The 24368-nt window shown below is 55.8% G+C and carries 20 protein-coding genes; 5 read left to right on the top strand and 15 right to left on the bottom strand.

Translation table 11 applies throughout. The features are described 5' to 3' along the window. Window positions 1-193: 193 nt before the first annotated feature. From JJL52_RS08665 to JJL52_RS08650, 4 genes are all read right to left on the bottom strand, one after another. Window positions 194-1006, bottom strand: a complete 813-nt coding sequence (locus JJL52_RS08665; RefSeq protein WP_202052008.1) for a lysophospholipid acyltransferase family protein — start codon at window positions 1004-1006, stop codon at window positions 194-196. Then, complete coding sequence (locus JJL52_RS08660; protein ID WP_202052007.1) at window positions 978-1769, bottom strand: GNAT family N-acetyltransferase; 792 nt, start codon at window positions 1767-1769, stop codon at window positions 978-980. Before JJL52_RS08660 ends, JJL52_RS08665 begins: the two co-directional genes overlap by 29 nt. 262 nt (window positions 1770-2031) lie before the next feature. Further along, complete coding sequence (locus JJL52_RS08655; protein ID WP_202052006.1) at window positions 2032-2481, bottom strand: CBS domain-containing protein; 450 nt, start codon at window positions 2479-2481, stop codon at window positions 2032-2034. A gap of 503 nt (window positions 2482-2984) precedes the next feature. Continuing rightward, the gene (locus JJL52_RS08650) at window positions 2985-3164 is read right to left on the bottom strand and encodes a hypothetical protein (protein WP_202052005.1); all 180 of its coding nucleotides are present in this window, start codon (window positions 3162-3164) and stop codon (window positions 2985-2987) included. Between the two features lie 36 nt (window positions 3165-3200). Between JJL52_RS08650 and glgC the strand changes: the two genes are divergently transcribed. After that, entirely contained in the window at window positions 3201-4418 is a 1218-nt protein-coding gene (glgC, locus tag JJL52_RS08645) for a glucose-1-phosphate adenylyltransferase (RefSeq protein WP_202052004.1), read from the top strand. 80 nt (window positions 4419-4498) lie between these two features. On the opposite strand, the gene JJL52_RS08640 is transcribed toward glgC, so the two are convergent. Beyond that, window positions 4499-4927, bottom strand: coding sequence for a hypothetical protein (locus JJL52_RS08640; protein WP_202052003.1), 429 nt, complete (start codon window positions 4925-4927; stop codon window positions 4499-4501). Between the two features lie 124 nt (window positions 4928-5051). Here JJL52_RS08640 and JJL52_RS08635 point away from each other — a divergent pair, with 124 nt between their 5' ends. The 3 genes from JJL52_RS08635 (at window position 5052) to JJL52_RS08625 (ending at window position 9352) form a co-directional block, all read left to right on the top strand. After that, window positions 5052-6791, top strand: coding sequence for a GTPase (locus JJL52_RS08635; RefSeq protein ID WP_202052077.1), 1740 nt, complete (start codon window positions 5052-5054; stop codon window positions 6789-6791). Continuing rightward, complete coding sequence (locus tag JJL52_RS08630) at window positions 6772-8397, top strand: GTPase (RefSeq protein ID WP_202052002.1); 1626 nt, start codon at window positions 6772-6774, stop codon at window positions 8395-8397. The genes JJL52_RS08635 and JJL52_RS08630 overlap by 20 nt, the downstream gene beginning before the upstream one ends. A 79-nt stretch (window positions 8398-8476) precedes the next feature. Next, window positions 8477-9352 (top strand): phosphate-starvation-inducible PsiE family protein, encoded by an 876-nt coding sequence (locus tag JJL52_RS08625; protein ID WP_202052001.1) that lies wholly within the window; start codon window positions 8477-8479, stop codon window positions 9350-9352. Window positions 9353-9370: 18 nt separating this feature from the next. On the opposite strand, the gene JJL52_RS08620 is transcribed toward JJL52_RS08625, so the two are convergent. The 7 genes from JJL52_RS08620 to JJL52_RS08590 form a co-directional block, all read right to left on the bottom strand. After that, window positions 9371-11047, bottom strand: coding sequence for an ArnT family glycosyltransferase (locus JJL52_RS08620; protein ID WP_202052000.1), 1677 nt, complete (start codon window positions 11045-11047; stop codon window positions 9371-9373). Window positions 11048-11260: 213 nt separating this feature from the next. Next, entirely contained in the window at window positions 11261-12532 is a 1272-nt protein-coding gene (locus tag JJL52_RS08615) for an MgtC/SapB family protein (RefSeq protein ID WP_202051999.1), read from the bottom strand. Between the two features lie 12 nt (window positions 12533-12544). Further along, window positions 12545-13492, bottom strand: a complete 948-nt coding sequence (locus JJL52_RS08610; protein ID WP_202051998.1) for an LOG family protein — start codon at window positions 13490-13492, stop codon at window positions 12545-12547. Between the two features lie 71 nt (window positions 13493-13563). Beyond that, window positions 13564-14088, bottom strand: coding sequence for a peptide deformylase (def, locus tag JJL52_RS08605; protein ID WP_202051997.1), 525 nt, complete (start codon window positions 14086-14088; stop codon window positions 13564-13566). An 84-nt stretch (window positions 14089-14172) separates the two neighbouring features. After that, window positions 14173-16266, bottom strand: a complete 2094-nt coding sequence (gene ppk1, locus JJL52_RS08600) for a polyphosphate kinase 1 (RefSeq protein ID WP_202051996.1) — start codon at window positions 16264-16266, stop codon at window positions 14173-14175. A 22-nt stretch (window positions 16267-16288) separates the two neighbouring features. Continuing rightward, window positions 16289-16945: a class I SAM-dependent methyltransferase gene (locus tag JJL52_RS08595; RefSeq protein ID WP_202051995.1), complete on the bottom strand. Its 657-nt coding sequence runs from the start codon at window positions 16943-16945 to the stop codon at window positions 16289-16291. A gap of 127 nt (window positions 16946-17072) precedes the next feature. After that, entirely contained in the window at window positions 17073-18008 is a 936-nt protein-coding gene (locus JJL52_RS08590) for a 1-aminocyclopropane-1-carboxylate deaminase/D-cysteine desulfhydrase (protein WP_336885050.1), read from the bottom strand. Between the two features lie 36 nt (window positions 18009-18044). On the opposite strand from JJL52_RS08590, the gene JJL52_RS08585 reads away from it, so the two are divergent. Beyond that, on the top strand, window positions 18045-18575 hold the full coding sequence (locus JJL52_RS08585) for a DUF4231 domain-containing protein (protein WP_202051994.1): 531 nt from the start codon (window positions 18045-18047) through the stop codon (window positions 18573-18575). A 131-nt stretch (window positions 18576-18706) separates the two neighbouring features. Here JJL52_RS08585 and JJL52_RS08580 read toward each other — a convergent pair whose 3' ends face one another. The 3 genes from JJL52_RS08580 to JJL52_RS08570 all read right to left on the bottom strand — a co-directional run bounded on the left by JJL52_RS08580 (window position 18707) and on the right by JJL52_RS08570 (window position 24270). Further along, window positions 18707-21124, bottom strand: a complete 2418-nt coding sequence (locus JJL52_RS08580; protein ID WP_202051993.1) for a DprA-like winged helix domain-containing protein — start codon at window positions 21122-21124, stop codon at window positions 18707-18709. Window positions 21125-21552: 428 nt separating this feature from the next. Continuing rightward, on the bottom strand, window positions 21553-22383 hold the full coding sequence (locus JJL52_RS08575) for a PHP domain-containing protein (protein WP_202051992.1): 831 nt from the start codon (window positions 22381-22383) through the stop codon (window positions 21553-21555). A gap of 66 nt (window positions 22384-22449) precedes the next feature. Next, window positions 22450-24270, bottom strand: coding sequence for an ABC transporter ATP-binding protein (locus JJL52_RS08570; RefSeq protein WP_202051991.1), 1821 nt, complete (start codon window positions 24268-24270; stop codon window positions 22450-22452). Window positions 24271-24368 lie beyond the last annotated feature (98 nt).

Raw genomic sequence — 24368 nt, 5'->3', positions numbered from 1 at the left:
CCAATTCTTGTTATTTCCGTGATGAATTAAGCGCTGTTCCGCCGGTAAGGCGGGTACGGGGTGAGATGCGGCCGATTTTACTCAATCTTTTCCGGGAAAGACAGCAGGTTAGGCTTCGGGCGAATTACTTTCGGTTACAAGACCTGTCAGGTTTAAAAAACCTGGCAGGTCTATGACGCCTGAAAAGAAGCCGCTAAGCCGTCAATTTGCTTGCCTGATTTTCCGGTTTGCGGGGGGTAAAAACGCCGACAGAATCATCGGCCCGCAAAGCTTCCCGGATCAGGCTTCTGGCTTCGCGGCTGATGCCGTTGCGGGTTTTGTCTTCGCTCTCGATCGGCGGCAGAAAATCGAGTTTGACGTCGATTTTATCGAGCGCCAGCATCTTGAACAAATGCGTAACGAATGCTTCGTCGCCGACGAACGGCGCGCTTTCTTCGGCAGTGTTCAAATAACGGATCGCTGCGGGTTGGATCGCGGCATGGGTCATCAGGGCGGGTTGAAACAGCGACGCATGAAAATCCAGGACATCGCCTCCGTCGGTGGTCGTGCCTTCCGGAAAAACCAGCATATTGCCGTTCCGTCGCAATTGCCAGGCCATCCTTTCGGCGGTCTGCAGTATCTGTGTCCTGTCGCCCCGGCGGATAAACACGGTGCCGGCCTGCCGCGACAGATAGCCGATGACCGGCCAGCCGGCGATATCGTCCTTGGCGGCGAAACAACCGGGAACAATTCCGCCCAGAACGATGATGTCCAGCCAGGAGACGTGGTTGCTGACGACCAGAACCGGGTGCGTGGCAATGCTGCCGCTCTTGTCGATCCGCAGGTTCAGTATGCGGCCGAACCGCTGCAGCCAGCGGAGTTTGATCGCATCCCGGATTTGCCTGGCTCCGGCGGGCGGACGAACCAACCCGATGGCCGGGAACAGGCCGGTGGCGATCAGAAAGCCGGCCATAAACAGCAGAATGAGTCCGGCTGCTTTAGAGTAGAGCCGAAGTTTCGCTTTCATTGGCGCTCTGGCTGTCTCTCAGGTAGTGCTTGCTGTAACGCTGCTCCAGCTGTTCGAGCGGCAGCAGCATCAGAAGATCCATACAGTTGAAGCTTTCGTCCCAAAACGGTTCGGCGCAGACCAATGCGCCGAAACGCAGATAGGCTTTCAGTAGCGGCGGAATGCCCGATTCGTCGCGCTGGCAGCGCAAATGCGCCGGCACCGGGATGGCCGGGACGGTTTTCAAAGATGCCGGCGCGATGTTTTTCCGGTCGATATGCCGAAAGACGGCATCCACCGCATACCCGCTCGGGCCCGGCGTGATGCTGGCGCAGCCCAGTAAATAGCGATAACCGCCTTCGCTCGCATACTGCGCGAGCGCCGACCACAGGGTCGTCAACACTGCGCCGCCCCGGTAATCCGGATCGACGCAGGTACGGCCGATTTCGAGGAACCGGCCGGGCAGTGCCAGAATCGGGCTCAGGTCGAATTCATCCTGAGAATAAAAGCGGCCGAGCAATTGCGCCTGTTCATGATTCAACAGGCGCGTATAACCGGCGATCTTGTTTTTCTGGTTGTCGTAAACGATCAGGTGATCGCAGTACGTATCGATTTCGTCATAATCCAGTTCTTCGGCAGCGGACTTGAGCCGGGCGCCCATTTCCCGCGCGAAGACACGGTAGCGAAGTGCCTGCGCGGCTTTAATCATTGCTTCCGAATCCGCAATAAAACTGCTGAAGCGTTTGGCGGCGGGTTGGCAAGTCTCCTGATTGAGATTTTTCATCGGCTTTGCTCGGGCTATTAAGAGATACCGATAAATTACGGGAGCAAGATGTCAGTTCCGTGTCGAAAGCGTTAACGCTGTGTGACAGACGGATGACACTTCGATGACAGAAAAAAGGAAAACTAAGAACTGGATCTGCCCGCTGTCGAAGCGGTTTATTTTGGCGGTATCCGGATTAACCGCAGGCAGGCTTTCGGATGCCCCGGAAAGCAGGCCGGTTTTGCCGCGAAAACTTCGATAAGAAAAACGTAGGAGGCGTGTATCAATATCGGTACTGTTTTTCCTGTGCTTGTTCCTTGCCGATTAACCCGGCCATGGCTTGTAACTGTTCCGCGATCAACTCGATCAGATCGTCGGCAGCAAAGATGCCCACGAGAACGCCGCTTTTATTGACGACCGGCAGCCGCCTGACGCCCTTTTGACGCATCAATCGAATCGCGTCGAGCAGGTCGTCGTCTTCCTGCGCCAGTACCAGTTCGCGGCACATCAGATCCCCTACCGTAATCGCATCGATTGCGAGTTCTTTTGCGATCACTTCGATTACGATATCCCTGTCCGTCACGATTCCGACCGGATAGCGCAAGCCGTCGCGTTCTTCCACTATAATTACATCGCCGACATGATATTGACGCATCAGCGCGGCGGCATCGAAGAGGGTGTCGTCCTTATACGCCACCAGAACCTCACGATTGCATAAGGTTTTAAGCGTCATAATGAAAGCCGGTTTTGAGTAGGGAACGGTAATAATTGACTCTGAAGGGCGCGTTTGATTCAAAACCAAAGCTATTTGCCGTTGCGGCAGGACAAATTGCTTTCGGTATGCGCTCCCTTTCACACATCAAACGTTTCGGGTGAACTATTCTGAAACAGCGGATAACTAAAAAATAAGGAAATTTTGAAGCAGGCGGCCCGGAGGGGCCATCTGCCGGATCTAAAACCCGTGCAGTGGCGCACTGATATAATGCTGCTTCATAAGGGAAATCACCGTTTTGGTGCTGAAGCTCCAGGCGGTTTGAACTGCTTTGAAATGATTTCGGTTCCTGGGGCTAAATCAAGCCGGTAATCGAAATGGCATAGTTAATGCTTGATATCCTTAGGGTGAAGAATGCTTCTTGGGCAATTTTCTGTTATTAGCTACGAAGGAGATTGAGATGGCTGCTTTTGTATTTTTTTGCCTGTTTTTGGTGCTGATGGAAGTGCATCGGCGTGAACTGGCTACACGTCAAAAAAGCCTGGCAATGGCCCGTTGCCGTCCGCTACGGAAACACGGCGGTCGCGGTTGATTTTTAGTTTCGGAAACACGGCTGTTTCCACACTTCCAGCCTCCTTGCCAAGTTTCGTTTGAAGTTTGGTAAGGAGAAAAGCTTTACGCATTAATAAAGCTTGCGCGTTCATATTATCCAGGTTAGGTTTTGGCTGAAAGGACACTTCATGCTCGACAAGACCCTGTCCATTATTCTGGCCGGCGGCGCCGGCTCCAGACTGTACCCTTTAACCGCCGAGCGGGCCAAGCCGAGTGTACCTTTCGGCGGCAAATACCGGATCATCGATTTTACCTTGTCGAACTGCCTGCATTCCGGACTGCGGCGTATTCTGGTGCTGACGCAATACAAATCGCATTCCCTGCAAAAGCATCTGCGCGACGGATGGTCGATTTTCAATCCGGAAGTTTCGGAGTATATCACCCCGGTGCCGCCGCAGATGCGCACCGGTAATTCCTGGTATGCGGGCACCGCCGATGCGATCATGCAAAACCTGTATCTGCTCGAGCGCAGCCGCGCCGCTTATGTGGCGGTATTGTCGGGGGATCATATTTACCGGATGGATTACGCCGCCCTGCTGCATTTTCACCAGGAGCAGGGAGCGGAACTGACGATTGCCTGCATGCAGGTGCCGCTGGAGGAAGCCCGCGGTTTCGGCGTCATGTCGATCGATTCGTCTCAGCGCGTTGTGGGGTTTCGGGAGAAACCTTCCTGTCCCCAGGCGCTGCCCGACGATTCGCAACATACGCTGGTTTCGATGGGGATTTATGTATTCGATATGGATTTGCTCTGCCGGGAGTTGAAATTCGATCACGAGCTTGCCGAATCGAGCCATGATTTCGGCAAAGACATCATTCCGCGCCTGATCGGCCGGCAACGCGTTTTCGCCTACCGTTTCGGCGGCGAGAAGGGGCGAGTGACGCCTGACCGTTACTGGCGCGATGTAGGCACGGTCGATTCGTATTACATGGCGAATATGGATTTGCTGCTGCCGGTGCCGCCGATCAATCTGTATCAGAGCGATTGGCCGATCCGGACTTATCCCGGCCAATATCCCCCGGCCAGGATGGCGCCCGGTCTCTCGGGCCGCCCAGGTCAATTCGATAATTCGCTGATCTGCGGCGGAGCGGTGATCATGGGCGGCACGGTCAGGCATTCCATTCTCTCGGCGCAGGTTCGCGTCGATGATGATGCGCTGGTCGAGGATTCAATCCTATTCAAAGGCGTGCAGGTCGGTGCCGGCGCAATGCTGAAACGCTGCATCATCGACAAGTATGTAAGCGTACCGCCCGGCGAGAAAATCGGCATCGATCCGGTGGCCGATGCGGCCCGTTTCACGGTTTCGGAAAGCGGGGTGACGGTGGTGCCGAAAGGCTACCGTTTTTGACCCGCATCGGGTCAGGTTGAAGCGGGAATACGGGCCGGATGGACCGGAAACGGTCCATCCGCAAGCGGTTTGTTTTTTAGTTAGCGCTTCAGGTTATAAAGTACGTCGTTTGCTTTATCCCTGGCGTCTTCCTTCTTGATTGCGCCCTGTTGCGATCTTTCCTGGCCGAACTTGTTGATCATGTCTTCCCAGCTCGAATATTGCTCATAGCCCTTGAAGCCGGCATTCTTCCGCTGCTGGTAGATCTCTTGCCCCATGCCGATGATTTCCAGCGGGGTTTTTCCGTCGACCGCATTCAAAAACTCGGCGTCGGCTTTTTGGGCGTCGCGAATGGTCCAGAAGGAAACTTCGAATTCGATGCGCTTCTCGGCCGGCAACCGTTCCTTCAACACTTTGACGGACTTATACGCAGTCCGGATATTTTGCCCGTTGACTTTGTCGCTTCTGCCGCAGGCGGACAAAAGGACACAACTCAGAATAAAAATCAGGAATAGGGAAATTTTTTTCATTAGGTTGCCTCGATGGAATTACGGATCGATGTTAAGGATATTGGCTTTTTATTGTTTATTTATAACGTCCGATCTTCAAAAAACTCGGTAAAATGATCGGCAATTATAACCCATGCAATCCCTTATGCTGGAATTTATCCAACTACTGAAGCAGCGTTACCAGACGATTTTACAGCAGGCCCATCTCGAATCCGCCAAGGCGGTTTACCGGCACCGCATCGATCAGCTGCTGCTGGCGGAAGCCTTTTTACGCAAAGGCGCGCTGATCGATTCCAAGCCGTTGCCGCCTCTGCAGATTGCCGTGGTAGGGCCGACGCAGGCGGGCAAGAGCTCGCTGGTGAACGTGCTGCTTCAGTCCGATGCCGCCGGGGTGAGCCCCCTGGCGGGCTATACGGTGCATCCGCAAGGCTTCTGCCACCGGGTCAGGCGCGAGGATTGCAGCGGCTTGCAGCGCTACTTCGGGCGTTTCCAGCAACTCTTGCCCGAGCAATTGAGCAAAGATCGGCATGACTGCTTTGCGCTATCCGAACCGGGAGCGCATTCTTTGCTGCTGCCCGAATGCGTGCTGTGGGATACGCCCGATTTCGATTCGATCGATTCGTCGACCTACCGCGAAGGTGTAATCCGGACCATGGCGCTGGCCGATGTAATCGTGCTGGTGGTCAGCAAGGAAAAATACGCGGATCAGTCGGTCTGGGACATGATGTCCGTTCTGGAAGTTTTACGCCAGCCGACCGTGATCTGCCTGAACAAGCTCAGCGAGGGCTCGGAAGCGCTGATCGTGCATTCCTTGAAGGAAAAGTGGCTGCTGGCCCGAAAGGACGAATTTCCGGAAGTCGTACCGCTGTACTATGACAAGCAATCGGGCCTGCCGGTCTGGCCGGAGGCGCAGCGATCGCTGCTGTCGCAGCTCGCTGCTCAGGTGTCCTACAAGAAACATGCCCGCTACGAGCAGGAATTGCTCCAATATTACTGGCCGCAATGGCTGGAGCCCGTTACGCAGGAGCATCAGGCGCTGAGAGACTGGCATCAGTTGCTCGACCAAACGATCAAACAGGCGCTGGACAATTATCAGCGCGACTATCTGAACCATCCGCACCACTACGAAACCTTTCAGGTCGCGATGGCCGAACTGCTGACCCTGCTCGAAATTCCGGGGCTGGCGGGGATATTGGCCGGCACGCGCCGGGCGTTGACCTGGCCGGTCAGGCAGTTGATGAAGCTCGGCCGCAAGAAGACTTTGCTGACCGATGCCAGCCATGAGGTTGCGCTTCTAAACCAGATCGCCGAGCACGCCTTGCTGCAGATGACCGACAAACTGCGCGACAAGGCCGAGGAGCATCAGCAACGCCTGTGGTGGAAGGATATGGGCGCACTTCTGCGCAGCCGGCGCCAGGAACTGTTGGCCGGCTTCGACGGGGCGGTCAAACATTATCACCAGACTTTCCAGCAGGATGTCGAAAGCGCCGCGCACCGATTGTACCGTAAGCTGCAGGAGCAGCCTTTACTACTGAACAGCCTGCGCGCGACCCGGGCAACGACCGATGCGGCGGTGATTGCGTTGACCTTGCATACCGGCGGGATCGGGGTCCACGATCTGGTGATCGCCCCCTCGATGCTGACAGTGACATCGCTGCTGGCCGAAAGCGCGATCGGCAGTTATATGCACAGCGTCGAGGCCGATCTGAAAAGAAACCAGTTGCACCAAGTCAAACAGGCGCTGTTCGTCGAAGCGCTGCGTGACAAATTGGTGGCTTTGCCGCAGCAATTGTCCGCCCTGGCGCACTTCAACATTACGCCCGAGCAATTACAGGAAGCGGAAAACCATCTGAAGGAAAAACGTCATGGCTTACGATTACTCTGATTTGGTGGATCATACCCGCCAGTGGGCCGCGCAGGCGGTGGAGGCAGGCTGGATCGCCCGGGAAATGCTGGAACAGGGAAGTCTTCCGCAGGCCGGTACGCCGAGCGCCTTGTTCGGCCAAGGGCAGGGCAGACCTTTGCTGGTCGCGTTCATGGGCGGTACCGGCGTCGGCAAAAGTTCATTGTTGAATCGGCTGGCCGGCAAGGCCATCGCCAAAACCGGCATCGAGCGGCCGACGTCGCGCGAAGTGACTCTGTTTCATCACCGTTCGGTCGCGCTCCGGCATTTGCCCGAGAATCTGCCGATCGCCAGCGTAAAGGTCGCGCAGCACGACGACGAGGCGAAACGGCATATCATCTGGATCGACATGCCCGATTTCGACAGTATCGACCAGACCAACCGGCATCTGGTGCTGGAATGGTTGCCGCATATCGATATACTGATCTATGTAGTTAGCCCGGAACGCTACCGCGACGAAAAGGCCTGGCGGCTGCTGCTGGCGGAAGGAGCGCGGCACGCTTGGTTGTTCGTTTTGAATCAGTGGGACCGCGGCCAACCGGAACAATTCGAGGACTTCAAACGCCAGCTGAGCAAGGCCGGTTTCGTCGAGCCGATCATTTTCAAGACGATCTGCGCGGAAGACGGGCAGGAAGACGAATTCAGCGCCTTGGCAAAGATGCTCACCGAGCTGGCCAACGAACATACCGTACAGCAGCTCGAACAACGCGGGCTTAAGGCCCGCCTCGACGAGCTTCGCTACACGCTGGAACAATACCGGCAGGCTTTGGGTGGCGGCGATGCGGCATCCCGGGAGCTTTCTCCGCTTTGGCAGCAGCAATGGCAGCGTACCGGGCAATTGCTGCAGGAAGGCTTCGCCTGGCCGGTCAGGCAATTGGCCGATTATTATGCGGAACATGCGGTCGGCTTGCTGACCAATCCGACGAGCGGAAAATATCCTTCAACTCAGGCCGATGCGCTATTATGGGACTCCTGGGCGAAAGCCCGGTTCGACGATGCTCTCGACGAGTTCGTGCTGCAGGCCGAACAGCGCGGCATTCCGGCGCTGCCGCTCAAGCGGCAGTTGGCTCCGCTCCGCGAAAAAGCGCCGAAAATCATCGAAACCCAGAGCGAACTGGCGGTGAGACAATCTCTCGCCAATCCCGGCAATGCCCTGCAGCGGACTTTGCTGAGCGGGGCGCGCATCGCCGAAATCCTGCTGCCGCTGGCGGCCCTGAGCTGGGTCGGTTATCAGGTATTTACCGGTTATCGGCACAGCAACGAAACCCATCTGGCGTATCTGGGCGTCGACTTTCTGATTCACAGCAGCCTGGTAGTCGCGATCAGCTGGCTGACGCCCTGGTTCATCGCCAAAAAACTGAAGCCCTCGCTGCAGGCCAGCGCACTGCGCGGCTTGCAAAAAGGGCTGGCGCAGGCGTTTGCGTCGATCGGTTCCGAAGCCTTGGCGGCGATCGATCGGATGAAAGGTTTGCAGGCCGAACAGCAAGGGCAGGTCGCCGATTTGCTCGGCCAATGCGCCGCGCTCGAAAGCCGGCAGCAGATCACGATCGACAGCGGCAGTCCGCTGCAACGAATGTTGATCCGTTAAGCCTGATCTGGAAGAAGACGGGGACCGGCTTGAGCCATATTAGAGTTTGAAAATCAGACTAAAGAGAGAGTGATTCGTCATGCTGCAGTTGTCTTATATCAGTACCGCGACCCGCCCGATGACCACGGACGATCTGGCGGATATTTTGCGGGTCGCCCGTGCCCGGAATGCGGATAAGGGCATCACCGGTATGTTATTGTATAACAATGGTATTTTTGTCCAGGTGCTGGAAGGCGAAGAGCATGACTTAAATGCGCTTCTGGAAGTGATCAAACGCGATGGCCGCCATAGCGCCCTGCACGTGCTGGAGAGAAAACAGATTGACCGGCGCGAATATGCGGACTGGACCATGGGCTTTAAGCACTTAGGACGTGAAGATCTTGCGGAAGTCCCCGGCATCAATCAATTTTTCGACGAAGGCTACAAGGATGGCGAATTCGGCGGCAAGGCCAATCTATTCAGCCATCTGCTGAGCCATATCCGGCAGGTCGAACAAAAGCGCCTTTCGCATGAGGAACTGTCGCTCGAGGACGAGGACCGGTTCATCGTGGTGATGCACAGGGTGATCCGATACAGCGTCAAATTGCTGGCGATACTGATGGTATTCACGATACTCTGGAGCGTGCTCGACGTGATCGTTGTGATCTACGAGAAGTTTTTGCGGCATCCTTTTCAAGACCTGGACAAGGAACAAATCCTGCAGGTTTTCGGTTCGTTCATGATCGTCTTGATTGCGATAGAAATTTTCATCAATATCACGCTGTATATCCGGAGTCATGTGATTCCGGTCAAACTGGTCGTCGCGACGGCGCTGATGGCGGTGGCGCGAAAGATCATCGTGTTCGATTTTCACGATGTCGGCGCTTTTCACGTATTCGCCACCGGCTTGCTGATCGCCGCCCTGGGCGGCACTTATTGGCTTCTGGAAAGGGAATTCAATCCGCATGCGGATTGAATTCCTTGTACTGGCTCGCTAAAGCGATTGAACGATCAACCACTCTTCGCGGTAGGGCTGGATATAATCGATCTTCATCTTGAGCTTTTTGCCGAGGGGCATCGGTGCAGCATTGAGCGAGATCAGATGGCCTTTGGGGTGGTCCGTGAGCCATTGCCGAATTTCGCTGTATTGGAGCACCGGCATTGGCTCTTTTAGACGCAACAGGAATAAAAATTGCCCGTCATAATCCCCCACCCAGGCTATCGCTTCCCCTGCCTTCAGGTATTTTTGCAACTGGGCCGCTGCGTCGTTCAAATGGAAGGCATTGCCTGTCGAGCTGAAAAATCCGGCCAGACTCGAAGCCAAAAGCACAACGACCGAAACGGACAGCGAATACGGCGTCAGGCGGCGAGTTTTGGTTTTGAGCAGGATGCCGGCGATGCCGGTCGCAAGGATTAACAGCGGCCACCACAATTTCCGGTTGAGCACCCAGTTGTAGAGTTTCAGGCCCGGAATTGCCGGCAGCGCCAGCAGCAGGATCCCTGTCAGGCATATTACGATGAACGGCAAGAAATCCCCGATTCGCAGATCGGCCGGCGCGCGGGCAGTCAAGGCCCGGCTCATCAGTAGCGCCAGCGCCGGCATCAACGGCAACAGGTAATGCACTTGCTTGCCGCTGATCGCGGAGAAACCGATGATTCCTGCAAAAAACCAGATCGCGCAAAAACGCACGGCGGGATCGCGGAACAGTTCCCGGCGGCAGACGGCCTGCCAGCACCGGGGCCAGAAACACCAGGGAAACAGAATGACCGGCGCCCATTCCAAATACCACCATAGCGGACGCCGATGCGCGAAACTGTTCACGACCCGGTCGGCGGTCTGATGCCAGAGCAGGGTTCCACCGAAGGCGTCGCCGGCACATAATGCGGCGGGCACCGCCCAGGCCAGCCCGATCAAAAGGCCGGCGGTCAGCGCCGCTCCGCCTTGCAGATACCATTTAGCCGGATTCTTCCGGGCCGTTTCGCTCCAAAGCATGCCCAACAAAAAAGGCGGCAGAATGTGCAGCAAGACTACCGGGCCTTTCGCGAGCAGCCCCAGTCCGCAGCCCAACGCATACGGTGCCCAGTGCCTCCAGGTCAAGCGCTTGGCGGATTTGACCAGGCCTGTCAGTGCGAGCAGCACGCACAGGCCCAGCAGCATGTCGAACATCGATCCGTTCAAATACGTGCCCCAGATCAGACTGCCGAGCAACAGCCAGGGCGCCTTGCGCATCGCGTCGTAATTTCCCGGCCACAACTGGCCGCTCAGATATCTGATCGCATACAGGCTGGCCAGCGCGCACAGCGGCGAAACCAGAAGCAGCCAGATTTCGTTCACGCCGAACAGCGTCCAGCCTAGATTATCTATCCAGAAGAGCAGCGGCGGCTTGTGATGATAAGGAACACCGTTCAGATGGGGCACGAGAAAATCGTGCCGGATCCGCATTTCCCAAGCGACCGATGCGTAGCGGGTTTCGTCGAGAGGAATCAGGCGATGGAAACACAGATTGACTGCGGTCAAAAATAGCCAGGCGATGAAAATATCCGCCTGCCATAGTGTGGCGAGTTTCAGAAAGGCCCCGGCGGTCGCGCCGGGAAACTGTGAGGTGTTATCGAGCGGGCAACGATCCTGAAAAGCGGCAAAAGAAGGGACCTTTACCTTGGCAGTTTTCATCGAGCGGGAATCCGGAAAATTAGCGTTTATTGATTTAATCAAAAGTTATGCCAGATCCCTTTGCTTTTTTGAGGTTTAATAAACTATTGAAAACACAATTAAAAAATCGTGGAGTTTCGATGGAGGGAGCAGAAACTGGGAAATCGAAGTGGTTAAATCCACCGCAAGAGGTTTAAATGAACCTTAGCGGCCCCGTATCGGCGGGAAATCGGCTCAGGTAATCAACGCGTACGCATAGGCGATGGATGCCAAAAACAGGATAATGAGCCAGACGGCTCCGAATCGTACCGACGCATTGCGGGCGAAGAAGATCGCATAGGCGGCTTTCAGGAGATTGTTGCTGCCGCTGGCCAATACGACCGCAGCCACGATCGCCGATTCGGAAACCTCAAATTTCCCGCTCAACAACGACAGGATGAACGGATAGATATCCGTCAATCCCACCGCAATTGCCAGGAAATTCAGCCCGGAGCGTCCGAAATGGCTGATCACGTATTGGGTGACGAAGGTAAATACCATAAACAGTGCCGCAAACAGAACGGCGGTGGAAAGCTCCAGCGGATGGCCGACATCGACCGTATCCGCTTCGGAGGGGTATCCGTTTTTATAATGGACCAAAGCCGCCACGGCAATCACCGACAGTACGATGATCGGGACGAAAGGCAGCAACAGCCGGAGGCCCGCCTGCGGGTCGAACAGAAAAATGATCGCCAGAAGGCGCAGGTACATCATTGTGGTCGCGGTGATCAACGCGGCCGAGACATAACTTTCCGCCGCCCCCGAACCGCGGGCGCGCCGGCCGATCATGATGGTGGCAACCGTGCTTGAATACAGCCCGGCCATCACGGCGGTAACCATCAAACCGCGGCTTTTGTAAAAATAACTGTGGATCAGATAGCTGAGATACGAAAAGCCGGAAACGATGATCACCGCCAGCCAGACTTTGTAATAAGTGACCGGCAGTGCAGGTGCAATTGGCTGGTCCGGCAACAGGGGTAGAATCACGCCGGAAATGATCAGGAATTTGGCGAGTGTGACGACTTCGTCGTTCGCGAGCTGATCCGAAAAACGGTGAATGACCGGTTTTGCCCCGAGCATCAGGATCAGCACCACCGCAAACAGCACCAGAAACCAGTTCGGAAAAGTGATCGCGATCGGGCCGATCAGATAGATCAAGAGTCCCAGTAAGGGACTGAAGATCGAAAGGATGCCTTTTGAGGCAAGGTGCCAATAGTATATCAGCAGAACAGTCCCGAACAGTAAAAACCCGGAGGCAAACAGGAGTTTGTCCGAATCGAGCGAAAACAGCATGAAGCCCAGGATCGCAATCAATACAAAGGTTCGGGTACTGCCGAAATGAAGCTGATATTGATTGATTCGATGATAACGGCGGAATTCGAGCCCGACTACAAAGGCAAAAGCGACCGTCATCCCGAACTGGATCAGGATGGGGGGAATGGTAGCGATCAGATCGGCGAATTCCATAAGCTTGCTGTCTTAGATGAGCGGCTCGCCGTTGATATTGTACCAGTCCAGGATGCTTTGCCAGATTTCCTCGGCGGTTTCCGCATACCAGAACAACTCGCGGTCTTCCGGGTCGATGACGCCTTCGCAGATCAGGAAATCGACATTGAACGCCTTTTTCCAAAAGCTTTCGCCGACCAGGACGACCGGTGTTTGCTTGATTTTGCGGGTCTGCATCAGGGTCAGGGTTTCGAACAGTTCGTCGAACGTGCCGTAACCGCCGGGAAATACCACCAGTGCCTTGGCGCGAAGCAGGAAATGCAGCTTGCGCATCGCAAAATAATGAAAGCGGAAGCACAACTCAGGCGTGATGTACGGATTCGGAAACTGTTCGTAGGGCAGGTTGATGTTCAGGCCGACCGTCAGCGCGCCGCTGTCGTAAGCCCCGCGGTTGGCCGCTTCCATCAGGCCGGGGCCGCCGCCGGTCATGATTACGCAGGGATGTTCGGGCGCCTGGCGCCGGGATTCGCCGACCAGGCGGCCGAATTCCCGGGCGATATTGTAATAGTGGCTTTTCGCATACACCCGTTCGGCGACCTCGAGTTTTCTGAGCAGCACAGGATCGTTCGGTTTGCTTTCGAGCGCGGCCTTCAGACCGTCCACCTTGCGTTTGGATTCGCCGGGTTCCTTGATACGCGTGCCGCCGAATACTACGATCGTATTGTCGACACGGTTTTCCTTGAGCGTCTGCTCCGCTTTTAAAAAATCGACCTGCAAACGAAACGAACGCAGTTCGTCCTGATTGAGAAAGTCGACGTCCTGGTCGGCCTGGCGATAACTGGCGCTGGACAGGATTTTTTTCAGCCTTAACGGCGCTTCAGGGTCTTCTTCGGCGGGTTTGGGGATTTGGAAAGGTAAGGGCTCGGATCGTTCTTCTTTCAGGGGATGGGCGCAGGAGAGGATATCTTTGTTTTGCTTCATGGTTTCCGTAACAAGCATCAAATGGATTTCTCGAAGAGGGCCGGTATGTGCCCGAGAAAGCGCATCCGTGCTCAGCTGAATAATTTAAGATACTCGCTTTCGGAAAAAATGTCCCGGTTGTTTTCGACGCGGTCCAGAAAGACCAGGCCGTTCAGATGGTCGAATTCGTGCTGAAAAACGCGGGCGATGAAGTCCTGCAGGCGGATTCGGACCGGATGCCCTTGCTCGTCGGTATAATCGACCCGGATGTCTTTGAAGCGCGGAACCAAGGCGCGGATGCCGGGAATGCTCAGGCAGCCCTCCCAACCTTTTTCGGTGGTTTCCGAAAGGGTTTCGAAGGAGGGATTGATCATCACGGTCGGCTCCATCAGCGGCGCGTCCGGATAGCGCGGGGTGGGGCGGGAGGCGACGATCACGATGCGCAGGGATTCGCCGATCTGCGGCGCGGCAAGGCCGACGCCTTGGGTGTTGGCCAGGGTCGCTTTCATCGCCGCGATCACGGCACGGCTTTCGGCGCTGTGCGCTTCAGCGACGAGTTGGGCTTGGCAACGCAACACTTCGGCACCCAGTTGGGCAATTTCTCTTATCTGGTTCATAAAATGCCTCTCAGCGTTACGCGGATGAATTCGAGCTTATCATCCCGGTCGGGGCGAAAAGGATTATTTTCCCTATGGATTAGGTTAACCCTGTAGTTCATTCAACAATTGGATCTGTGCCTGGACGGGATACTGATCCTCTATTCGATTCGCGCGCCGGTAATGGCCGTCCGGCTGCATCAGCCAGGCCTCGGTATTATCCGTCAGGTACAGTTCCAGGTCGCGCAGGATCCGGTTTTGCAGTTTCTTGCTGCTGATCGGAAAAAAGACTTCGACGCGGCGGAACATGTTCCGATTCATTATGTCGGCGCTCGAGGCATAGACTTCCTGGCTGCCGTCGTTCAAAAAGGCGTAGATCCGCTCGTGTTCGAGGAAGCGGCCGATGATCGAACGCACCTCGATATTTTCGGAAGCACCGGGAATACCGGGTCGCAGGGAGCAGATGCCGCGTACGATCAGTTTGACTTCGACGCCGGCCTGCGAGGCGCGGTACAAGGACTGGATCAATATCTCTTCCACGACCGCATTGACCTTGATTACGATTTTCGCTGCTTTGCCTTTGTGGGCAAAAGCGATCTCGCGCTCGATTTTGTCCAGCAGTCCGCTGTGCAGCGTGAACGGCGACTGCAGCAGTTTGTTCAGCTTGGTGACCTTGCCGAGGCTGGTCAATTGGGCGAAAACCTTGCGGACGTCTTCACCCAGTTCCTTGTCGCAGGTAAACAGCCCGTAATCGGTGTAGAGCTGGGTCGTCTTCGGATGATAGTTGCCGGTGCCGAGATGCACGTAATTGACCAGTTCCTTGCCTTCGCGGCGGAGCACCAGGCACATCTTCGCGTGCGTCTTGTAGCCGACCACCCCGTACACGACATGCACCGCGGCTTCCTGGAGCTTCGCGGCCAAATCGATGTTGGCCTTCTCGTCGAAACGGGCGCGCAGCTCGATCACCACGGTTACTTCCTTGCCGGCCCGGGCAGCCTTGATCAAGGCGTTCACGATCGGTGAGTCGGCGCCGGTCCGGTACAGGGTCTGCTTGATCGCCAGCACTTCCGGCGACGCCGCAGCCTGGCGCAGGAATTCGACGACCGGCGCGAACGAGTCGAACGGATGATGCAGCAGAATGTCCTGCCGGCGGATGGCAGCGAACATGTCCTTGTTGCGCGCGAATTGCGCCGGAATGCTTTGCTTGAAAGGTACAAACTTCAGGTCGGGGCGGTCTACCAGGCGGATGATTTCCTGAAGCCGGTTCAGATTGACCGGGCCGTCGACCAGAAACAGGTGCTGGCGGGTCATTTCGAAGCGGGCCAGCAGAAAGGCGACCGTTTCGTCCGGGCAGTTCGCGTCGATTTCGAGGCGGACCTCGTCGCCGTAATTACGCATCGCCAGTTCGCCTTCGACCGCAAGCAACAAGTCGTCGATCGCATCGTCGTCGACAAAGAAATCGCTGTTGCGGGTCACCCGGAATTGGTAGCAGCCCTTGATGTTCATGCCGTTGAACAACTGGTCGGCGAAGGCGTGGATGATCGACGACAGGAACACGAAATCGTACGGGCCGCTTTGCGTGTCCTCGGCGGGCAACTGCACGATGCGCGGCAGCGCGCGGGGGGCCTGCAACATCGCGCGGCCGCTGTTGCGCCCGAACGCATCCTTGCCGGTCAGCGAGATGATGAAGTTCAAACTCTTGTTCAGAATGCGCGGAAAAGGATGCGCCGAATCCAGCCCGACCGGCGTCAGGATCGGCAGCACTTCCTCGTTGAAGTAATTCTGCAGCCATTTCAGCTGGGTTTCGCTCCAGTCCTTGCGGCGGATAAAGTTGATGTTCTGTGCCTGCAGTTTCGGAATCAGGATCTCGTTCAGCACTTGGTATTGCTCGGTAACCAGTTCGTGCGCTTTGACCGAAATCAGTTCCAGCTGCTCGCTCGGGGTCAGGCCATCGGAGCCGGTGACCTTGGGGTCGATCGCCGCCATCTGGATTACGGAGGCGACCCGGACTTCGTAAAATTCGTCCAGGTTCGAGCAGGAAATGCACAGGTAGTTGAGTCTTTCCAGCAGCGGGACGTCTTCGTTGCGGGCTTGCGCCAGCACCCGTTTGTTGAATTCGAGAAGGCTGGCGTCTCGGTTGATGTAAAATTCCGGCTTTTGCAGGTCGGCGGCGGAGATGACTTCGGTGATGGCGTCCATAACTATTTTGAGCGGTTGGCGATTAAGGCATTACGCCTGCGATGAAAACGTGGCGGTCGCTGATTTGTTCGACGTTTAGCGGGAGTTCGGCTTTTTTGAGTTGATCCCGGATTTCTTCAAGGGTAAAAGCGGCCAACAGAGAACGGTAAAAATCGCGCCGTAAAATCTCCGGTTCCCCGGCGGCATGGGTTTCGACCAGCGCCATTGCCGCCTCAAGCGAGGCGGGACGGAGCAAATCCATCACCGCGATGCGGGTGCCTGGCCGGGCGGCTTTTTTTATCGTTTGCCACAATATCTGCGGGTCGGGCAAATGGTGCAGCAGGCTGTTGCTGAATATGATCGCATAAAATTGTTCGGGAAATGTGACAAAAGGCAGACGGCCATGGATCAGCCGGATGCGGTCCCTGATGGACGACGTCCGGATGGCCGCATAATCGAGCATCGCGCGCGAACCGTCGACCGCGTCGATGCGGCATCGCGGAAAGCTCCTGGCGAAACGCAGGCCGATGTCGCATGGCCCGCAGCCCAGGTCGAGCGCGATGCCGCTGAATTCCGGATCGCCGACGAAGACCTGCAGGCGGTCGACGAATTGCTGGTGCGGGACCGCAAAATCGGCTTTGGCATAGGCCTTGACCTGTTCGGGATCTTCCATCAGTTCGGGTTCCGGCTGTCTATTCATCGCATTCTCTCGAATTTAACGTGGGTGAATTAAGGGAAGAAATGTACCCATGCCATCGGGGCCGAGGAAAGCGCGCTGCCGGCCTAATGAAGGTTAATGCCATGGAGTAACGGCGCTACTTTCCGTCTTATCCGGCGTTGACGGCGTCAAATCCGCGCCTGCCCTGCAGGCCTCCGGTGTGGACGGCGACGATGCGTTGGCCGGGTGCGAAACAGCCCTTGGCGATCATGTCGTAGAGTCCGTACATCATTTTTCCGGTATAGACCGGTTCGAGCGGAATTTGCTGCGTCAGTTCAAAGCGGCGGATGAATTCGAGCAATTCGGGCTTCGTTTTCGCAAAGCCGCCGAAATGGTAATCGTGAACGATCCGCCAGCGAGGGTGAGTTTTCGGCAACAGGCCTTCCACATCGGCGGTCAAAAACTCCCCATGCTTGAGCACCGCAAAGCCGAGCACGGTTTTTGTGCCGCCGAGGGCGGCGATGCAGCCGGCCAGCGTCGTGCCGGTGCCGCAGGGCAAACAAAGTACGTCGAAAGGCATCTCGATTTCTTCGACCAGTTCGGCGACGCCCTTCAGCGCAAGGGGCTGAGCGCCGCCTTCCGGCAGCCAGTATTGGCCGGGCCGGCTGCCGGGGAGGTTGTCAGGTTTACGGTATTGCCTGAGCTGCCGGTATTCCGACCGCGAAACGAAACGCAGTTCCATTCCCCAATTGCGGCAGTCCTCAAGGGTGGGCGTCAGCGGCTCCGTCCGCTCGCCGCGGATATAGCCGATCGTCTGCAAACCCAGTCGTTTGCCGGCATAAGCCAGCGCATGCAGATGATTCGAGTAGATACCGCCCATGCTGATCAGGGTGCGGGCTCCGGATAAGAGTGCGTCTTCGACGATATGGCTTAACTTCCGCCATTTGTTGCCGGATATGATAGGATGCAGCCTATCGTCCCGCTTGAGCCACAATTCGATCTCCCGGGGCAGATCGGGATCGACGATACGGACCAGCGGTGAGGGATGAAAACCGGCTTTCAGGGCTGACAGGGCGGGATGCATCTGGATTTTATCGTAAAACAATGACAATACGCCGGACTATTTAGCAGAGAAAAAGCCATGACTGAACAAACGAATGAAGCACGCCTTGCGTCACCCTGGAAGTCGGTGATCGAGAGCCGTAAGGAAAGGGCGGCATACTATTTCGAAAACATTCTCGAAGATCAGCGGAGTTGGTACGAAAGCAAGGCTGGACAGTATAAATACAAGCATTTGTTTTTCGCAATAGCCGTGATCGTGACGGGCGCGCTGATTTCGGTCATCCAGGTGTTTGCCGATCAACCCTGGACAGCCGGAGCCACTGCCTTATTAGGCGCTGCCGTAACGGTATTCCGCGCGGTGGATACACTGCTGCGTCCGAACGAAACCTGGCAGGCTTACCGGAAAGCGGCAGAAGGGATGAAACGGGAATACCGTCTGTACATCAACAATGCCGGTGATTATGCCCCGGTGAGCGATGAGGAGGCCGCCTACCGGCTGTTGGTCGAGCGTGTCGAAACGGTGATTGCGGAGGAACAGCAATTATTCTGGCAGTACCGCAACAGTGCCGCCGGCGAAACCGATGATCAACATGCCAAAAATAACGCTTAATACGATTTTTACGAAAGGAGCGGATGCCTGTTTGCCGGGCTCGGCGTCCGGTTTGCCATAGGGGCCGAAAAAGCCCGATATGACCCGCGAGCGCTAAAGATTTGAAGGATTAAGGTATTCCGGCCAGTTTTTCAAGCTTTCAGGGCAGATAAAATATTACTTGCCGGCTCCCTTATTTCCGGTGCGATTCCGTTCAGATAATAAGGATTGTCGCCGGCGATGGCCACCAGGGCTTCGCGTAACGGCCGCCAGCGTTGCCCCACTTTTCCGCTGTCGAATAAAGCCAGCAATAACCGTTTCCACGTTTCACCCTTATGCAGGGCTTGCTTTAACAGGCTCAGCGTATTGCTCCAGAACGATTTGTGAAAATCGTCGTTTCCTTCTTCGAAATAACGGCGCAGATGCGTTTCGAAGTCTGCGATCCGGTCTGTGCTCAGGAGCAGTCCCAGCAGGGTGTACAAGGCATGGAAGTTTTTAGAGTCCAACAGCACGGCGCGTTCCGCGAGGCCCACGGCTTCCATCAGGTTTTCTTCGCGCTGCAGCAGGAGTCTGGCCAGATTGTTGTAGTATTCGGCATTGTCCGAGTTTAGGACAAGCGCCTGGCGGAAAGCATTTTCGGCTTCTTGGAAATTTCCGGGATCGAGCTGCAGAAAAGTCCCGAAACTGTTCCAGAGCGTCGCCGACTGATGGCTTTTCAGGATCTGATGGTAAGCATTTCTGCAGGCTTCCATCGTTACGGATTCGGGCCAGGATTCGCAAGGAAAGTTAAAGTAAGCCGCAATCGCCAACAATTCCGGGAAATCGTATCGGAGAGCTGCGGCCTGGGCTCCCGCCATATCGCTGCAGCCGGCAATTTCGCCGACCGCGACGGCGCCGTAAAAACGCTCGATGCTCGGCCCGAATACCGCCAGATGCTGCTGATATTCGCTGTTCAAAATGATATACAAATACTTCCATTGAGTCTTCGACAAGGTGGCCGACAGGCGGGCGGTCGCGTCCTTTTCTTCTTTCAATAGTGCCAGGCTGCCGCAGAATAGTTCCACGCAGCGTTGTCTGTCGAAGTCGGCCTCCTGTGCGGCTAAGGCGGTCTGGAAGAGCTGACGGATTTCCCTCATATGCATCATGCGCTTCAGCCGGGGGCCGAGTTCGGTGTCATGATAACCCATCAAATCGAAATCCAGCAGTTCCTGAATTTTGCTATGGGTTTCCTGGATCGTCAGCAGTGCCGCGAGCGCCTGATTCTCGAGCGCCATCCGAAGGCCTGCGTCATCGATCGCATGCGCAAGCATTATGTTGTACCCGGCTTCCGAACTTTTTCGGATACCTTGGCTCAGGCAGTGGCCGGCATGGCTTTGCAGTTCGGAAGCATGGCAGAAAATGCGCAGAAAGCGGACCAGCCAGAGCAGTTTTTGCCTCGACCGAAGGCGGCCGTAGCGCATCAGATACCAGATATTGAAAAAACGTTCGGTAAGCTGAAAGGCCACGCGTTTGCCCGTGGAAGGGGGCTGTTTCTCGATCACGCCTTGCTGTTCCAGGCGGCTTAACTGCGCCGATACCTGATTGACGGGCCAGTCCAGTATTTTTGCCAGCTGGTGCGCGGTAATCGGGTCCCAGTGCAATGCCAAAGCATCGACCAGTTGCTGCGCTTGTTGGGGAAAATCTTCGAAACGGGTTTTGTATACGGGCGTTACACGGTCCAGCAAGCCGTCCAGATCGTTGAGGATGTTCCCGTTCTCCAGGTTTTGTTTAAGGACTTTGTATAACAGCACAATCGTGCGCGGATTGCCGCCGATAAGCGTATGGAGCGCCTTGATGCGGCCCGGATCATGTTCGATCAGGGCCGGAATATGCGCCGCATGGTTGCTTTCCGCCAGTTTCCGCAGCATCTCGACGGTTTCTTCCAGACTCAATCCCTTCAGGACATCGGTTTTAAAAATTTCGGCGATCCTTTCGGAGTCTGCGTCACCGGGCACGATCGTAGAGGCACAGGTGCCGATGATGATAATACGGGATTCGGTCCTGAGCGTTTCCCAGAGGAGCCGACGTTCGTCTTTGAGCCGCCGGAGGATCAGATCGATGTTGTCGACCAACATCAACAGACGTTTATGGTTTTTGTCGGCTTCTTCGAGCAACAGGTTCAAGGCGCCGATGTGGTCGTGCTTGGGCAATAGGGCAATTTTGCTTTCCAATTGCCGTGCGGCTTCATTCTTGCCGCTTTGATCCATCATTTCGATCAGCGAGTAGAGCGAATTGCTCCACAGATCCGCCAGATGCGCGATGTTGTATTGCTCTTCGGGGAAGGTGAGCGGTTGCCAGCCGCTATTCAATGCGTGCTCCTCCTCGATAGCGACCGCGATACGGCGCAGCAACGTGGTTTTCCCCATGCCGTGCAGGCCGGAAAGCAGCCGGTGGGAAGGATTTTCGAGTTGCAGGTCGGCAAGGATGGATTGCAGTAAATCCTGTCTTTCAACAAAGCAGTACTTCAGGCTTTGGCGGCAGAGCAGTCCCGAATTGTAAACGGCGAAGACACTCCCTAAATCGTCTTTCATTCTATCGTTCGCATAAATTATTATGAGAAGAAGCAGGAGATATTTAATTGCTTATCAGACAATATTATGTCCTTATTTTACGAATAAAAATACTGTATGGAAAGAAGGGTAAATGCACACTAAGGCGGAGGTTAATTCATTTCTTTTTCGGGAATAACCCCAATGCCGTTAAGCTAAGCTTCGCCGATACTGCCGCCTGGGCTTGGATGTGATAAGGCTTTTGGGCCTAGGTATTTTCGATCGGCTCGTCTACGCTCCAGCGTTCGGGTATAGGGGGCAAACCCAGTTCCCGGCGTAAGGGCACGACAGGGACGGTTGAGTTAAGCCCCCGCTTCATCGTCACTCTGGGGAACGGCGGCGGAAATTGGGCGATTGCGCCATTTTCCGCGAAATGTCTCCCATTGGCTCCCGGTTGGCAGCGAGAAACCCTACAGCCAGTCCCAAACCGGCCGGACAGCCGGCGGCAAAGGCGCCAGGCGGCCCAGTTCGACATATTGATTGTCGGGGCTGTGAAAGTCCGAGCCTGCGGAGCCTGCAAGTCCGAAGCGATTCGCATGGTCGGCCATGTTTTTGATTTCTTCCTGATTGTAGCGTCCGGTCACGACTTCGACGGCCTGTCCGCCGGCTTCCTTGAAGGCGTTCAGCAGGCGCCTGAGCCAGCTGGCGGTCAACTGGTAGCGCAACGGGTGCGCGAGGACGGCGACGCCGCCGGATTTGACGATCCAGTCGATAGCCACACTCATTTCCGCCCAGGGGGTGGCTACATAGGCAGCCTTGCCTTTCGCCAGATAACGGTCGAAGGCTTCCTGCTGGCTGGTCACATGGCCCTGCGAGAGCAGGAAATCGGCGAAGTGCGTGCGCGTGATCATGCTCTCGCCGGCCATTTTTTTGACCGCCTCGAGAGCGCCCGGAATGCGTTTCTTTTCGAGTTTCTGCGCCATCTGTTCCGCGCGGTGCAGCCGTACGTTACGCAGATTATGCGTCGCCTCGGCGAGAGGGGCATAGGCGGGGTCGATTCCGAGCCCGACGACATGCAGGCATTTGCCTTGCCATTGGCAGGACAGTTCGATGCCGGGAATGAAGCGGAGGCCTTCGGTTTTCGCAGCGCGCTGCGCTTCATCGAGTCCCGCGGTCGTATCGTGGTCGGTCAGGGCCAGGGCGGTCACGCCCTGCCGATGCGCGCGCCTGACCAGTTCCGCCGGAGACAGCGCGCCGTCTGAAGCGGTGGAATGGCAATGCAGATCGTAAATTTCGGACATGGATTTTTTTATTATCGTTATAGTTTAGAGGTATCTGCCCATCTGTTTTTTGTCTTACGCCTGCCGTTATTGGTATTCTCCATAGAGTTTCGCATAGAGTCCGTTCTGGGCAATCAGCGTCTCATGCCGTCCCTGCTCGCAGATTTTGCCTTCTTCGAATACATAGACATGATCGGCCTGTTTGACCGCGCTCAGCCGGTGCGCGATGATGATGGTGGTGCGGCCCGCCAGAAAACCGGCGAGTGCCTGGTGCAGTTTGTATTCGGTTTCGCTGTCGAGTGCGGAGGTGGCCTCGTCCAGAATCACGACTTTGGGTTGGGCGACAATCATCCGGGCAATTGCGAGACGTTGCCGTTGGCCGCCCGACAGACGCATGCCGTGGCGGCCGACAACCGTATCCAGGCCGGTCGGCAGGTCTTTGACAATGTCGCCGAGCTGGGCTGTTTCCAGGGCATTCCATAATTCCGCGTCGTTCGCGGTACGCCCGAGGGTCAGGTTCGCGCGGATCGTGTCGTTGAACAGGATCGGCTGCTGCAGAACGGTTACCACGTTTTCTCTGACTACTTCCAGACCTATCCGTTCCATCGGCACATCGTTGAAACAAATCGTTCCGCTCTCGGCAGGATACAGGCCGATCAAGGTTTGGATCAAGGTCGATTTGCCGCCGCCGCTGGCCCCGACCAGCGCGACTTTGTCGCCGGCATGGATCGTCAGGTTGATCCCGTTCAGCACTTTCGCTTCGCCGTAGCCGAAATGCAGGTTTTCGATCCGGATCGCGACAGTCTTCTTGTTCAGGAACGGATTCTCAAGATGCGGGTAATGCGGCTCCTGCTTGAGCGCCTTCAATTTATTGATCCGGGCCAGGGCCGCTTTCGCCGCGTAAAAGGCGTACTGGATATTCAGGATCTCCTGGACGGGCCCCATCATGAACCAGAGGTAGCCGAAGACTGCGAGCATCTGGCCGATCGTCAGGTCCGAATAGAATACCATCAGCATCGCCAGGGCACGGAAGACATCGAAGCCGAACAGGAAAATCAAAAAGCTCAGCCGGTTCGCTGCATCGCTTTTCCAGGCGTAGGCGGCCGAATAATCCTTTACATAGCGCGCCGCGTCGATCAGTTCGCGGCAGTAGTGCTTTTCTCGGTTGCTGGCGCGGATCTGATGGATCGCTTCCAGCGTTTCGGTCAGCGATTCCTGAAAAATGCCATAGGCACTGTTTTCCTTGTTTTTCAGATCCTTGACCTTGCCTCCGACCACGCGCGTAAAATAGATCACGACCGGATTCAGCAATAAAATGAACAGGCCCAGCCGCCAGTTCATCCAGAGCAGGATCGCGGCGGTGCCGAAAATGGTCAAGCTCGCGACTAACAATTTACTGATCGTATTGCCGATGAAATTGTCGATCGTATCGAGATCGGTGACCAGGTGCGTGACGATCGAGCCGGTCCCGAGGCTCTCGTATTCGGCCATCGAAATCGTCTGCAGGTGGCCGATCAGGTTTTTACGAATGCGGAAGATGATGTCTTTCGCGATACAGGAAAACTCGCGCGCCTGGATGATGTTGAAAACGATTGCGATGATCCGGAGCAGCAGGCTTGCCAACAGCACGGCCGTGATATAAAAGATCGGCACCCGCCACGCGGCGGGTACGAGCGGATTCAGCGTTTCGATAATCAGGCCGGGTTTATGGAGCAGGATTTCATCGACCAGGAGCGGCATGAACAGCGGCACCGGCACGCTCGCGATCATCGCCAGGAGAGCGATGACATGAGAATAAATCAGAGCTTTTTTATGTTCGCCGGCAATTTGAAAGATATAATTCCAGCTGAAAGGCGCCGCCTGGGATGGGAAGGGCTTGAAGTGCACGTTTCGGGTTGAAGTCGTCATATTTTCCGCGCCATTATAGCATAGCGAAGCCTTGAATTTAGTCATAGCCGCCGTTCGGCGGCGCTTCTTCGAATATTTCGTTCAGACCCTCGTATCAC

Source organism: Candidatus Methylomicrobium oryzae (assembly GCF_016745425.1).
Taxonomy (GTDB): domain Bacteria; phylum Pseudomonadota; class Gammaproteobacteria; order Methylococcales; family Methylomonadaceae; genus Methylomicrobium; species Methylomicrobium oryzae.
This window is presented reverse-complemented; position numbering and strand designations above follow the sequence as displayed.